This window comes from Pseudomonas sp. WS 5011 (assembly GCF_012985775.1).
Lineage (GTDB): Bacteria > Pseudomonadota > Gammaproteobacteria > Pseudomonadales > Pseudomonadaceae > Aquipseudomonas > Aquipseudomonas peli.
This window is the reverse complement of the sequence record NZ_JAAQXA010000005.1, coordinates 37,733-51,564: the sequence shown is the minus strand read 5'-3', so window position 1 is coordinate 51,564 and position 13,832 is coordinate 37,733. Positions and strand designations below refer to the sequence as shown.

The 13,832-nt window shown below is 61.8% G+C and carries 13 protein-coding genes; 8 read left to right on the top strand and 5 right to left on the bottom strand.

The window, feature by feature from the left end:
• Position 1: 1 nt before the first annotated feature.
• The 3 genes from HBN63_RS07185 to HBN63_RS07175 form a co-directional block, all read right to left on the bottom strand.
• Complete coding sequence (locus HBN63_RS07185; protein ID WP_170048927.1) at positions 2–886, bottom strand: DNA-3-methyladenine glycosylase; 885 nt, start codon at positions 884–886, stop codon at positions 2–4.
• A 98-nt stretch (positions 887–984) separates the two neighbouring features.
• Positions 985–2,427 carry a methyl-accepting chemotaxis protein gene (locus tag HBN63_RS07180; RefSeq protein ID WP_170048926.1) on the bottom strand — a complete coding sequence of 481 codons (1,443 nt, stop codon included), beginning with the start codon at positions 2,425–2,427 and terminating at the stop codon, positions 985–987.
• Positions 2,428–2,556: 129 nt separating this feature from the next.
• A complete protein-coding gene (locus tag HBN63_RS07175) occupies positions 2,557–3,579 on the bottom strand; it encodes an AraC family transcriptional regulator (protein WP_170048925.1) in 1,023 nt (340 codons plus the stop codon).
• A 119-nt stretch (positions 3,580–3,698) separates the two neighbouring features.
• Between HBN63_RS07175 and HBN63_RS07170 the strand changes: the two genes are divergently transcribed.
• From HBN63_RS07170 to HBN63_RS07135, 8 genes are all read left to right on the top strand, one after another.
• Positions 3,699–5,174, top strand: a complete 1,476-nt coding sequence (locus tag HBN63_RS07170) for an NAD(P)/FAD-dependent oxidoreductase (RefSeq protein WP_170048924.1) — start codon at positions 3,699–3,701, stop codon at positions 5,172–5,174.
• Entirely contained in the window at positions 5,158–6,087 is a 930-nt protein-coding gene (locus tag HBN63_RS07165) for an alpha/beta hydrolase (RefSeq protein WP_170048923.1), read from the top strand. The genes HBN63_RS07170 and HBN63_RS07165 overlap by 17 nt, the downstream gene beginning before the upstream one ends.
• Positions 6,088–6,849 carry an SDR family oxidoreductase gene (locus tag HBN63_RS07160; RefSeq protein WP_170048922.1) on the top strand — a complete coding sequence of 254 codons (762 nt, stop codon included), beginning with the start codon at positions 6,088–6,090 and terminating at the stop codon, positions 6,847–6,849.
• Between the two features lie 315 nt (positions 6,850–7,164).
• Positions 7,165–7,500: a ribonuclease E inhibitor RraB gene (locus HBN63_RS07155; RefSeq protein ID WP_108490342.1), complete on the top strand. Its 336-nt coding sequence runs from the start codon at positions 7,165–7,167 to the stop codon at positions 7,498–7,500.
• Positions 7,501–7,693: 193 nt separating this feature from the next.
• Complete coding sequence (locus HBN63_RS07150; protein ID WP_170048921.1) at positions 7,694–8,401, top strand: type 1 glutamine amidotransferase; 708 nt, start codon at positions 7,694–7,696, stop codon at positions 8,399–8,401.
• Positions 8,402–8,651: 250 nt separating this feature from the next.
• Positions 8,652–10,061, top strand: coding sequence for a circularly permuted type 2 ATP-grasp protein (locus HBN63_RS07145; protein ID WP_170048920.1), 1,410 nt, complete (start codon positions 8,652–8,654; stop codon positions 10,059–10,061).
• A 2-nt stretch (positions 10,062–10,063) separates the two neighbouring features.
• Positions 10,064–11,014 carry an alpha-E domain-containing protein gene (locus HBN63_RS07140; RefSeq protein WP_160084806.1) on the top strand — a complete coding sequence of 317 codons (951 nt, stop codon included), beginning with the start codon at positions 10,064–10,066 and terminating at the stop codon, positions 11,012–11,014.
• Positions 11,011–11,808 carry a transglutaminase family protein gene (locus HBN63_RS07135; protein ID WP_167140970.1) on the top strand — a complete coding sequence of 266 codons (798 nt, stop codon included), beginning with the start codon at positions 11,011–11,013 and terminating at the stop codon, positions 11,806–11,808. Before HBN63_RS07140 ends, HBN63_RS07135 begins: the two co-directional genes overlap by 4 nt.
• Positions 11,809–12,485: 677 nt before the next feature.
• Here HBN63_RS07135 and HBN63_RS07130 read toward each other — a convergent pair.
• Together HBN63_RS07130 and HBN63_RS07125 are read right to left on the bottom strand one after the other, a co-directional pair.
• The gene (locus HBN63_RS07130; RefSeq protein ID WP_170048919.1) at positions 12,486–13,298 is read right to left on the bottom strand and encodes a cytochrome c; all 813 of its coding nucleotides are present in this window, start codon (positions 13,296–13,298) and stop codon (positions 12,486–12,488) included.
• The gene (locus HBN63_RS07125; RefSeq protein WP_170048918.1) at positions 13,295–13,654 is read right to left on the bottom strand and encodes a rhodanese-like domain-containing protein; all 360 of its coding nucleotides are present in this window, start codon (positions 13,652–13,654) and stop codon (positions 13,295–13,297) included. The genes HBN63_RS07130 and HBN63_RS07125 overlap by 4 nt, the downstream gene beginning before the upstream one ends.
• Positions 13,655–13,832: the final 178 nt, after the last annotated feature.

Sequence of the window (13,832 nt, the reverse complement as noted above, 5' to 3'; positions counted from 1 at the left end):
TTCAACCCTCCGAGTAGTTGTGCCACAGGTGTGCCGCGGCATAAGCGCGCCAAGGTCGCCAGGCTTCGGCGCGGGTCTTGAGCTGTTTAGCGTCGATGCCTTCTGGCCCCCACACCGGCGCCTTGAGCAGGCCCAGGTCGCTGGCGGGAAATGCATCGACCTCGCCAAAGGCGCGCAGGGCAATGTATTCCGCCGTCCACGGGCCGATGCCGGGCAGGGCGCACAGCTGCTCGACAAAGGCCGTGTAACCGTCTTGCAAATCCAGACGCAGAGCACCGCTGGCTACCTGCGCAGCGAAGTGCTGCAAGGTCTGCACGCGTTTGCCGGGCATGCCGATGCCGTCCAGATTGGCTTCAGCAATGGCTGCGGCTGCGGGGAACAGCCGTTGAATATCGGTCGCATCGGCAAACTGCAGTGATTCACACAGACGCGTAACCAGGCGACCGGTGATGGTCACTGCCGCCTTGACCGTAACCTGCTGACCCACAATGGCGCGCACGGCCTGCTCGAAGGGCTCGAAAGCAGTCGGCAAACGCAAACCGGGATTACGCGCCACTAGCGGGCCGAGCTGCGTATCGTTAGCAAAGTGCGCGCTGATCTGCTGCGGCTGGCAGTCCAGATCAAACATTTTGCGCACCCGCGCAGTAAGCGTCGCCAGACAGGTCTGCAGCGATTCGCTGTAGTGCAGCTGCAGCGCGTGCTGATCAGCCAGGGGTTGCACGCGGAACCAACCACGTTGGCCATCCAGGTGCACGCTGCGCGCGTAACTGTGCGCTTGCAAGCTTTCCACCCCAGCCAGGGCACGGAGGGCAAAGTGCGCGTGGAATTGTTGCCACTGCCAGGGCGGTTGATAGCTCAGAAGCAGAGTGTGGGGTGATTGGCTCATGGCCGAACAATAACCGCCGTTCGGCTGGCTGTCAGCGCAGAACTGACTTTCAAACTGGCGTTTACCCTCTCCCAGGCTTGGGAGAGGGTGCGTGCTAGCTAAGCGCTGGCCACGCGCTGATGCAACTGATGCGACAGCTGCTCCAGCTGTTGGCCCAGGTGCACCAGCGACTCCTGGGCATCCAGCAGTTCGGCGCTGGCGGCACGCTGGCGCTGGCTGGCATCGCGTTGCGCGGCGCTGTTGTCGCGCACGTGCAACAGTTGCTGGTGCGCCTGGGTAAGTGCCTGGCTGTGTTGCAGGATCGAGCTGGAGAGGTTGTCAGTCAGCCCGGCGTTGCTGCTCAGCGCGCTGCCTACTTCACTGACCTGCATCGCCCCGGTGTCGATGATCTGCTGCGACTGGCCCAGTACGTTCTGTACGGTGTCGGCGGTTTCATTGCTGCGCTGTGAGAGGTTACGTACTTCATCGGCCACCACCGCAAAGCCGCGGCCATGCTCGCCAGCCCGCGCCGCTTCGATGGCGGCGTTAAGCGCCAGCAGGTTGGTTTGCTGGGCGATGGCGCTGATCATCTGCATGGATTCGGCGATGCGCTGGTTGCTCTGCTGAATGGCCTGCATGCTGGCTTGGGCATCTGCCATGCGCTGCGCGCAGACATTCACCTGGCTGCTACTGTGCTGGGTGTCCTTGCTGAGCTGCTGCATATGGCCGGTGCTAGCGGCGAGGCTGTCGAGCACTTCATGCAGCGCCAGATCCAGCTGGTGCATGGCATCGGCCTGCTGTTGCACATCGGTATCGATGCTCTGGCAGCGCTGGCGGATACCACCGAGGGTCTGTTGCAGCTTGCCGGCCATCTGTAGCAAGTCGCTGGCGGTGCTGCGCACGTCATCGACGATGCCACCGAGTTGATCCTGATTACGCGCGGCGCGCTGACCGAACTCGCGGGATTCATTGAGAGCCTGTTCGGCATCGGCCAGGGCCTGATTACGCAGTTGCGCGCTGTACCACTGCGCCAACCAGACGGTCAGTACGGGCAGGATGTAACCCGAGTAGGTGTTGACGGCAGCATCCCGTGGGCTCAGTTCGAACACCGGCAGGCTGGCGCCACTGCGTTCCAGGCGGATCAGCCAGAACACGAACAGCACCTGAACCAGGCTCCAGACCATGGCGCTGCGGGTGCCGGCCAGCAGGTAGGCGAATACGATAATCACCGCCGGCCAGTAGATATGCGCCGAATGCAGGCCGCCCAGCTGGTAGATCAGCAGCATCGAGTAACTGGCCATGCTGGCCAGCGCCATATTGGCTGGCACAGCCAGCGGCAGCATGGCGCTGCGCAGTACCAGCAACATCAGTGGCATGCCGAGCACCAGCAGCAACGAGCCATACATCAATGCATCGTTGCCCAGGCGGCCCCACTTGATGCAGCTGTACAGGCCAATGACCACGCTGCACAGGGCACTGAAGGCGAGGGTGCGGGCCAACAGGATGCTGGCCTGGTCGGTCAAATCATGTGGCAGGAACTGCCCAAGGAAACCCTGTCGCATGAAAACTCCAGTCTGTAGGTTGTTCAGCAGTATCGGCGCAAATGGTCGCCAGCTTGAGGGTGGAAAGTGCCAATTTGGCGGATGAAATAGCAAAGTGCCATCTGCGCCGACGACTTGTCAGTCGCTCTTTCACACCAATCCTTGGCGGTACTGCCCAGGCGTGAGGCCTTTCCAGCGTTTGAAGGCATGCAGGAAATTCGACACCTCGCTGTAGCCCAGGCGTTCGGCAATCTCCTCCTGGCTCAGGCTGGCGATGGCCAGCAATTCCTCGGCCAGGGCCTGACGCACTTCTTCCTGTAACTGGCGAAAGCTGCTGCCTTGCTCTTCCAGGCGGCGACGCAGGGTACGGCTGCTGATGTTCAGTTCGCAGGCGATGACTTCCATGTCCGCCAGCCGTCCCGGTGTGCTCAGCAGGCGATCACGAATTTGTCCGGCCAGGCCGCTGCGCACCTGACGTTTGGCCAGCAGGGCCTGGCATTGCTGCTCGCAGAGCTGAGCGCTGTGCGGATTGGCGCGGGGCAGTGGCAGATCAAGCAGGTGACGGGAAAAGCTGATGCGGTTCTCTGCGCAGGCAAACTCCGGCAGCAGGCCGAATTGCTCGATAAAGCGTGCAGTGTCAGCCGGCGCCGGCATGCTCAGTTGTACGCGATCCAGTGGCATGCGGTTGCCGGTCAGTTCGCGCTGAATCACCATCACTGCCACGGTGTCGCGCAGCAGGAGAAAGTCGCGCACCTGATCCGGCAAATGGCTGCCGTCCAGCTGCAGATGCGCCTGGTCGGCGTCTTCACGCAAGCTGATGCGGTTAAAGGCAAAGGTCAGATCCAGGTAGCGCAGTCCGAGGTCGGCAGCCTGGCGGAAGCTCTGACTGCTGAGCAGGGCGTAACCCCAGATGCCATAGGTGGTCAGTTGATAGCGCAAACCGGCTTGCAGGCCGAGGTCATCCCGACCAGGCAGGGCCTCGATCAAGTTGCGGATCAGCTGCAGCTCCTGCGCACCTTCGATTTCACTGTGCAGCTCGGCCAGTTGCAGGGGGCTGAGTCCGGTGTCGCGCAGGCAGTGTTCGACACTCAAACCATGGTCGAGGCCCAGCTGGGTCAGCAGTTGCACACTGGTGATGCTGCGCCGTGGCAGGCTGTAAGGAATGGCCGACATGCAGTTATCCGCGGATTTGTCCGAAAGTCACAACTGATTGGCCGACTATGCCATAACCTCTCACGTGCCGGGCAAGTAGCATCTTGGTATCCGCACTGTTTGCGGTTGGGGATATAACAATGCACAACACTTCCCAGAACCAGGCCCCGTTGCGCGTGCTGATTATCGGCAGCGGCTTTGGCGGCCTGGGCATGGCCATCCAGTTACAGAAAGCCGGGATCGAAGATTTTCTGATCCTGGAAAAGGCCGCAGAAGTCGGCGGCACCTGGCGTGACAACAGCTACCCGGGGGCGGCCTGCGATGTGCCGTCGCACCTGTATTCGTTTTCCTTCGAGCCGAAAACCGACTGGAGCCGCAAGTTCGCGCCCCAGGCGGAAATCCATGGCTACATGCTGCACTGCGTGGCCAAGTACCAGCTGCGGCCGCGTATTCGTTGCAATGCTGAGGTGGCGTCTGCCGCTTTCGATGCGGCCGCAGCGCTGTGGCGGGTAACCCTGAGCACTGGCGAAGAACTCTGCGCCGAGGTACTGATCAGCGCCTGCGGTCAGCTCAACCAGCCGGCCTATCCAGCGTTGCCTGGAATTGAGCAGTTCGCCGGGGAGGCCTTTCACTCGGCGCGCTGGCGGCATGACCTGGACCTGACCGGCAAGCGCGTGGCGGTGATCGGCACCGGCGCCTCGGCGATCCAGTTTGTTCCGCAAATCCAGTCCAAGGTCGCGCAACTGCAGCTGTTTCAGCGCTCGCCGGCCTATGTGCTAGCCAAGCCGGATCGTGCCTATCGGCCGTGGGAGCTAGCGGTAATGCGCCGGCTGCCCTGGCTGCAACGCATCGACCGCGGCCTCAAGTACCTGCAACATGAAGTGCGCGGCCTGGCGTTTATCAGCATGCCGTGGCTGATGAAGCTGTTTCGCTTCAGCTTCGAACGCCACCTTAATCAGCACATCAGTGATCCGCTGCTGCGCACCCAGCTGCAGCCGAATTACCCCATGGGCTGCAAGCGCATCCTGATCAGCAATGACTACTTCCCGGCCCTGGCGAAGCCCAATGTGACGGTTATCAGCGAGGCGATCAGCCGCGTCGGCGAGCGCGCCATCATCACCGCCGATGGCCGCGAGCACCCGTGCGATGTACTGATCTACGGCACCGGATTTGCTGCCACGGATTTTCTCGCGCCGATGCAAATTCGCGGGCTCGACGGGCAGGAGCTGAACCAGGCCTGGCGCGACGGCGCCGAAGCCTACAAGGGCATCAGCGTCAGCGGTTTTCCCAATCTGTTTATTCTTTACGGGCCGAATACCAACCTGGGGCATAACTCGATCATTTATATGCTCGAAAGTCAGTTCCGTTATGTGCTCGGCTGCATCGATTTGCTGCGCCAGCAAGGCGCCCGCTATGTCGACGTAAAAGCCGCAGTACAGCAGCGCTACAACCAACAGATTCAGGCCAGCTCACATCGAACGATATGGGAGCAGGGCTGCTCAAGCTGGTACAAAACCGCCTCCGGCAAAAGCACCAATAACTGGCCGGGCTATACCTTTACCTATCGCCTGCAGACCCGCGCACCGGAGCCCGATGACTATGAATGCACCCGTTGAATTCACCGCACCCGCAGCTGACCAAGCGTTGCTGCGCAGCGTGCTGCGTACCGGCCTGCGTCTGCTGTTTCGTAGCCTGGTGCGCCCACCGATGCCGATTGCCGGGCAGCGCGCGGTGTTGCGCCTGCTGACAGCAGCCAGCCCGGCGCCGAGTGGCGTTACCCGTAGCGCCGGCACCTTGGGCGGGCGATCCTGTGAGTGGCATAAACCACAGAGTGGTCGCGGCACGGTGCTGCTGTACCTGCATGGCGGGGCTTATCTGATTGGCGGGCCGAACACCCACCGCACGATCTGCTCGACCCTGGCCAAACGCGGACAGATGGATGTGTGCGCGCTGGATTACCGCCTGGCACCTGAGCATCAATATCCGGCAGCTCGCGAGGATGCGTTGGCCGCGTTTCAGGAGCTGTTGACGCTGGGGTATACGCCCGAGCAGATCGTGATTGGCGGCGATTCGGCCGGTGGCAACTTGGCGCTGATTACCAGTTTGCGTTTGCGTGATCTGGATCTGCCGCAACCGGCAGCGTTGGTGTGCTTCTCTCCGGTCACTGACTTTACCGGTACGCAGCTGCACGAGCCGCCAGCCGGTGACCCGCTCATCCACCGCAAATGGGTGGAGCAGGCGCTGGCGCTGTATTGCCCGGCGGGTTTGGCCCACGACGACCCTGGCTTGTCGCCGCAGTTTGCTGATCTGCATGGCCTGGCCCCTGTATTGATTCAGGTCGGTGAAGACGAGATTTTGCGTAACGACAGCCTGCGCTTTGCCGACAAGGCCCAGGCGGCGGGTGTGGATGTGCGCCTGCAGCGTTATCCGAACCTGTGGCACGTGTTCCAGGCCCACGCGGGCATGCTCAAGGCCGCTGATTTTGCCCTTGCCGAAGTGGTGAGCTTTCTGCGCGAGCGGGGCTGCTGAGTGAACAATATTCTGATTACCGGCGCCGCGTCAGGGATCGGCGCCGCCACCGCGAGGTTGTTTCATCAACACGGCTGGCAGGTTGGGCTGCTGGATGTCAACCACCAGGCGCTGACTCAGTTGGCCGGTGAGTTGGGTAACGTCTGGCATGCCGAGCTGGATGTGGCCGACCCGGCGGCAGTCAAGGTCGCCCTGGCGGACTTCTGCGCCCTGCATGGCGGTCAGTTGCGCCTGCTGTTCAACAGCGCGGGGATTCTGCGGTGCGGGCACTTCGAGGACATCGAATTGAGCGAGCATGCGCGCATTCTGCAGATCAACGTGCAGGGGCTGCTAAATATGACCCACGCGGCCTTTCCTTATCTGAAAGCCACGCCCGACGCCCAGGTGATCAATATGGGCTCGGCCTCCGGGCTATATGGCGTGCCGCATCTGGCCAGCTATTCGGCCTCCAAGTTCGCCGTGCGCGGGCTGACCGAGGCGCTGGACCTCGAGTGGGCCAAGCACGGCATCCGCGTCGGCGACCTGATGCCGCCGTTTGTCAGCACGCCGATGCTTAACAACCAACGCTTCCAGGCCCCGGTATTGCGCCGTCTGGGCGTCAATCTTGAGGCTGAAGCCGTGGCTCAGGCCGCTTTGGCGCAAAGCCATAGTCGTGCAGTACACCGGCCTATCAGCCGACAATTCAAGCTGCTGTACTGGTCCGGCCAGCTGACGCCCGCCTGGCTGACCCGGCGCATCATGGCCTGGCTTAGTCGCGACTGATGGATTGGCTGTATGGCTGAAACAACTTTCGCTGGGCAAATGCGCGTTGATGGGACTAGTCTGCAACTAACGCTTCTGACTTGTTCGCTCTGAACAAGCCTGCGTTGACCAGCCCTGGTTTCAGGTCTGGCTTATGACATATCAAGCAGCACATCGCTTGATTCTCGGGCGGCACTGCAATCGGTGCCGCAACACCGCTGAGGCTCTGGCGGTAGCAATGGGAAAGCGTTTACCAGGTCGTAGCACTGCAGTATCGACACCTAGTTGGTTCTTTAGCGTCCTGTAAATTTGTCCATCGCCTGAGGAGGTCACTTCATGAGCACAGCCTTGCACGATGATGTCAGTAACGGGGTTTTACGGCGGATGAAGGAGGGTGGCTTCGACTTTGCCAGCTTCCATCCCATCGAGTTCTACGCCCTTTTCCCTGATGAAGAGCGGGCCCGCATGGCCACCCGCAAATTTCGAGGTGAGTCTTTACACGCCCTGGTGACCGAGCGTGATGACGGTGTCTGGCACCTGCAAGTCAGTAAAGTAATGTTCGCGACATACCACGGCATCGACGACTTCGAGCATGACCTGGAGTCAGTCGTGGCGCCGCTTGGCGGCAAACTGGATGGGTGGGGTGTTACCCAGGAGGTAAGGCAGCCCTGAGAACCTGTCTACGGTCTGCTGCGCGTCGGCCCTGCTGCGTTAAAAACAGGCTCTAGCTCGCGAGATCGTAAACAGGTTCTGCAATCCAAACACGGGCCGGCCATAAGCTGGCCCGTTTCATTTCTACCTCGCCTGCGCGCGCCCAGCCAATCGCCCCTCGACCCCAGCCCGTGCTTTGCTTCAGACTTGGCGCATGACTGACATCCTGATTCTTACCCATATTGATTACTGCCCGCCGGCCCACCTGGGCAAGGTGCTTGAGCAGGCTGGCCACCCCTATACCGTGTTACGTGCTGACCTCGGTGAGCTGGACGGCATTGATCTGGACCGACCCAAGGCCGTGGCCATCATGGGCGGACCAATGAGCGTCAATGATCAGCTGCCCTGGCTGGCCACCGAGGTCGCCGCGCTGCAGCACTTTATCCGCCGCAATATTCCGTTGATCGGCCACTGTCTGGGCGGCCAGCTGTTGGCCAAGGCGCTAGGCGCGGACATCAGCCGCATGCCTTACACCGAAAGTGGCTGGCAGCCGCTGACCCGTCTTGACCAGGCGGCGCCCAGCCCCTGGTTACAGCATGTGCCTGAGCAGTTCCCGATCTTCCAGTGGCATGGCGACAGCTTTGCTATTCCCGAGGGCGCACAGCCTTTGCTCAGCAGCCCCTGGTGCAGTAACCAGGCGTTTGCCTGGGGCGATAAAGTCTTGGCCCTGCAAGGCCACCCGGAAATGGACGAAGCCCTGGTGCGCCAGTGGCTCGGCGACTGGCACCACCTGCTGGATGAAAGCCAGCCCAGCCAGCAGAGCAGGGCGCAGATGCTCGACCAACTGCCCGCCAAAGTTGCCGAACTGAACCGCGTAGCAGAAGGCTTCTATCGCCACTGGCTGCAATTGGCCGGGTTCTGATGCTCGGCTAGGGTGGATGACGCTTTCCCATCCACCAGTGGTTGCCGTGCGGTTGATAAAAAGAGCGTTATCCACCCTACGGACTGGCCGCCTTAAAATGGCGCGCCCTGCAACTCGGCGGTCACGATTGCGCCCTGGCTTGGTGCGTTGCTTGTGTCGTAAATACTCAAGTTACTGATTTAAAACATTTTTATTGTATGGCGCGAGCCTTGCAAAGCTGTCTCCATGTCCGGGTGACAAGGAGTACGGCATGGTCCGCACCTTTTATGACGAGATGTACGACGCGAGTGGCGCTGTCCGCCCGCACTACCAAGCGTTTGCCCGCTGGTTAGCGGATACGCCGGATGAACTGCTGGCCCAGCGCCGCCGGGAAGCCGACTTGCTGTTCCACCGCGCCGGTATCACCTTCACCTTGTACGGCGACGACCAGGGCACCGAGCGGCTGATCCCGTTCGACATCATCCCGCGTAGCATCCCTGCCAGCGAATGGCGCATCGTCGAACGCGGCTGTATCCAGCGCGTGCAGGCGCTGAACATGTTCCTCGCCGACCTCTACCACGACCAGCGCATCATCAAGGCCGGCATCGTGCCCGCCGAGCAGGTGCTGGCCAACGAGGGTTACCAGATCGCCATGCAGGGCCTCAACCTGCACCGCGACCTCTACGCCCATATCGCCGGGGTCGACCTGGTGCGCGATGGCGACGGCAGCTACTACGTGCTGGAAGACAACCTGCGCACCCCGAGCGGCGTCAGCTACATGCTCGAAGACCGCAAGATGATGATGCGTCTGTTCCCCGAGCTGTTCGCCGCCCAGCGCGTGGCGCCGATCGATCACTACCCGAACCTGCTGCTCGACACGCTCAAATCCTCCAGTCCGCTGGATAACCCCAATGTGGTGGTGCTGACGCCGGGTCGCTTCAACAGCGCTTATTTCGAGCACGCCTTCCTCTCCCGGGAAATGGGTGTAGAGCTGGTCGAAGGCGCCGACCTGTTTGTGCGCGACGACAAACTGTTTATGCGCACCACGTCCGGAGCAAAGCAGGTGGACGTGGTCTACCGCCGCCTCGACGACGCCTTCCTCGACCCGCTGGCCTTTAACCCGGACTCCATGCTCGGCGTGCCTGGCCTGCTGGCCTGCTACCGCAGCGGCAATGTGGTGCTGGCCAATGCCATCGGCACCGGGGTGGCGGACGACAAATCGATCTACCCCTATGTCGACGACATGATCCGCTTCTACCTCAGTGAAGAGCCGATCCTGAAGAACGTGCCGACCTTCCAGTGCCGCAAACCGGCCGAGCTGTCTCACGTGCTGGCCAACCTGGAACACCTGGTGGTCAAGGAAACCCAAGGCTCCGGCGGCTACGGCATGCTGGTCGGTCCGGCAGCCACCAAAGCCGAGATCGAAGACTTCCGCGCCCGCCTGATTGCTCGCCCCGAGGCCTATATCGCTCAGCCGACCCTGTGCCTGTCGACCTGCCCGACCTTTGTTGAGCGCGGCATCGCGCCACGCCATATCGACCTGCGGCCGTTTGTCCTGTCCGGCAAGGAAACCCGCATCGTCCCCGGCGGCCTTACCCGCGTCGCGCTGCGCGAAGGCTCGCTGGTGGTCAACTCGTCCCAGGGTGGCGGCACCAAAGACACCTGGGTGGTGGAGGACTAACCATGCTTTCAAGAACTGCCTCTGATCTGTACTGGATGTCGCGCTACCTGGAGCGCGCGGAAAACCTCGCGCGCATGCTTGAAGTCAGCTATTCGCTGTCGCTGATGCCGCAGGACGGGCGCGGCGATGGTTTGGAAGAACTGGCTTTGCCGCTGCTGATTACCGGCACCCTGGATGATTACCTCGAGCGTCACGGCCCGCTGCACGCCGAACGCATGCTGCACTTCTTCGCCCTCGATGCGACCAACCCGGCGAGCATCTACTGCTGCCTGCAGGCCGCGCGCAGCAACGCCCACGCCGTGCGCGGGCGGATCACTGCTGACATGTGGGAAAACATCAACGCCACTTGGCTGGAAATCCATGGCATCGCGCAGCAAGGCCTGAGTCGCTACGGCATCAGCCGTTTCTGCGAATGGGTCAAGGAGCGCTCGCACCTGTTCCGTGGCGCCACCTTCGGCACCATCATGCGCGGCGACCCGTACCGCTTTATCCGTCTGGGCACCTTTATCGAGCGCGCTGACAACACCCTGCGTCTGCTCGATGCGCGCTATGAAATGCTCGGCGAGGATATCGACGAAGTCGACGGGCGCCCCGCACGCAGCTACTACCAGTGGACTGCGCTGCTCCGTGCTTTGTCATCATTCGAGGCCTTTGCCGAGATCTACCGCGGCTCACCGGGTACGCGCAAAGTCTCCGAACTGCTGCTGCTACGTGCCGATGTACCGCGCTCGCTGCGCGCCTGCATGGACGAACTCAGCCTGATGCTCGCCAGCCTGCCCGGCGACAACGGCCGCCCGGCCCAGCGCCTGGCCGCCGAACTAGAAGCACGACTGCGCTACACCAGCATCGAAGAAGTACTCGACGAGGGCCTGCACGCCTGGCTCACCGATTTCATCCTGCTGGTTCGCCAGCTAGGCCAAGCCATCCAAAGCTCCTACCTGGAGGTCGCATGAGACTGTCAATCAGCCACGACACTACCTATCACTATGAAGACCAGGTGCGCACCAGCATCCAGTACCTGCGCATGACCCCGCACGACAGCGAGCGCCAGCAGGTGCTCAGCTGGGAGTTGACCCTGCCGCGCCCGGTGCGTGCGCAGCTCGACCCCTACGGCAATATCCTGCATGTGCTGACCATGGATGAACCGCACGAATCCATCGTCATCGGCGCCCGTGGCCAGGTGGAGATCGACGAAGCGCGCGAAGCCGAACACGAAAGCCAGTCGGCCTTGCCGTTTCTGCGCTTTACCCGCCTGACTGAAGCCGACGAAGCCCTGCGCGAATTCGCCAAACTGCAGAGCCGCAGCCGCCCGGACCGCAGCGGTCTTATCGACCTGATGCATGCGTTGAATGCGCATATCCGCTACCAGCCGGGCAGCACTGCCGTGGAAACCAGCGCCAGTGAGGCCTTCGCCGGCGGCAAGGGCGTTTGCCAGGATCACGCTCACGCCTTCCTCGCCTGCGCGCGCAGCCTGGGCGTTCCGGCGCGCTATGTCTCGGGCTATTTGTTTACCGACAGCGAAGACCATCTGGCCAGCCACGCCTGGGCCGAAGCCTGGCTGGACGACGCCTGGTACAGCTTTGACGTGACCAACTGCCTGGCCAAGCCGGAACGGCATTTGAAGTTGGCCGTGGGCCTGGATTATCTCGACGCCTGCCCGGTGCGTGGTATGCGCCGGGGTGGCGGCATCGAACAGATGCATGCGCAGGTTGAGGTTGCACCGCTGGTGCGAGTGCAACAGCAGTAGGCGCTTAAAGTCCCTCTGCCCGCTTGCGGGAGAGGGTTGGGGAGAGGGTTTTTCAATGGCGTAGGACGCCGGTATTAAATGAAGCCTGCTTCGTAGGGTGGGTTAGTGGCGCTGATCCGAGATTGATGGTTCAGCTCGGTGCTTGAGCGCCATGTAACCCACCAAGCGGTGGTCACGGTTGCGCCTGCTGGCGCTTTTAGCGGTCGCTGTGCAGTTTAGTTTTGGCGGTCGGCTCTAGTTTTGGTTTCGCCCCTTACGGGCGAGTCCCTTTTGGCAATTGCCCCAAAAGGAACCAAAAGGTCTAGCCCCGACATCCGGCCCTGCCTGCGGCAGGGTTCGTGAACAGAATCATTGCTCTAGGGGCCCGCCGCGAAGGGCCATCCCTGGCCCATCGCGGCTCTCGCGACATCCATGTCGCTCAACCCCTTCCACAACGATTCTGTTCACCCTCCTGAAGGGGCGTTTGGCGTCGTCTGCACGTTTTGTGCGGATTGACTAAAAGCCAAAGCAGATGCCTGCCACCCAGACGATTTGATGAGTATCACGTTGCTCAACCTGCGCGGCCCGACCCATCCTACGAACTGGCGGGCTCTGCGAAACCTGTAGCAGCGGTGGGAACGCCTAGTTATTGGCCGCGATGTTCTTGTATTCACATTGGTTAGCGGGCTAGCCAGCACCTACAAAGGCTGCACTTTGCGCCCCGCCATGTGCCGCAAATACTCAACCAACTCCCCCAATTCCTTGTCACTCAACACTTCAACCGAAAATCCCGGCATCTTGCCCTGCGGCCAGCGCCGTAAGCTTTGTGGATCGCGGATATAGCGGGTTAGAAAGTCGCCGCTGAAATACTCGGTCGGGTTGTGCGGAATATTCAGGTCGGGGCCGAATTGTGAGTCGCCTGCGCCATTCAGGTGATGACAGGCCATGCAGTTTTTCTGGTACTGGGCAAAGCCGGCCTGCACCGCCGGGCTAGCGTAGGCCGCTGGCAGTAGTTGCGGAAAGCGCTGCGCCACCGGGGCCAGTTTGCGGATGGTGGCGAGCTGGAAGGGCCATTGTTCCGGGCCGATCTGGCTGGCGGCGGGGTTTTGCCAGACCAGGTAGAACGGCCCGGCGCTGGGTTTGCCGTTGCCGAGGGCCGGCCAGGGTTGCGCCGGGTCTTCGATGGCCAGCCAGGCCTGGCTGCCGGTTTGGCTTAGCGCGGGGGCAGCGGAGAGTTCGGCGGCAAAGCCGTCGCTGGCCACCAGTTGCAGGTGATCACCCGGCTGCACGCCTTCCAGCAGCGCGGCCAGCGGCACGGCGCGGTAGCGCATGCTGCGTTTGTAGCTGACGTCGTCACTGATCTCGATGCTTTGCGCCTGCGGGTGGGCGAGCAGTTGCGCGCTGCTCAGGCGCTGGCTGCCGTTGCCCAGTTCCAGGGTCAGTTCAGCGGCATGCAGGTGGCTGAAGGGTAGGAGGGCGAACAGGACGATACCGAGAGCGCGTTTATTCAATCCTGCGACTCCAGGGCAAGTTTCAGTTCGTCATAGCCGCCCGCGTTGATCAGGTTGCTGTAGCCCATGGCGCGCAGGCTTTCTTCGGCGATGCTGGAGCGGCGGCCGCTGCGGCAATACAGCACGATGGGGGTGTCCTTGTCCGGGGCAAGAGCGCTGATGCGGCTGGCGATCTGTTCGTGTTCGATCTGCTCTGCACCGGGCAGTGCGCCAGCGGCGAATTCTTCGGCGGTGCGGACATCGATCAGCACGCTTTCCGGTGATTGCAGGGCGACAACGGCGGCGCTGAGTTCGGCTTCGCCGGCCAGCAGAGGCAGGCTGACCAGCAGGCCGAGGGTGGCAAATAGGGTGCGCATGGTGTGCTCCTTGGGTTGATTGAAATCACCCTAGCACAGGCGCTGCTTTGCACGTGTTTGTTGAGTTAGCGCTGCCGCTGCCGGCTCACTCCACGGTGGCAGGCAGGGCAGGAAATCAGGGGGTTAGCTGACCAAACGGGTCAGGTTGGGAAGAATCAGAATGACGGTGGTGGCAAAC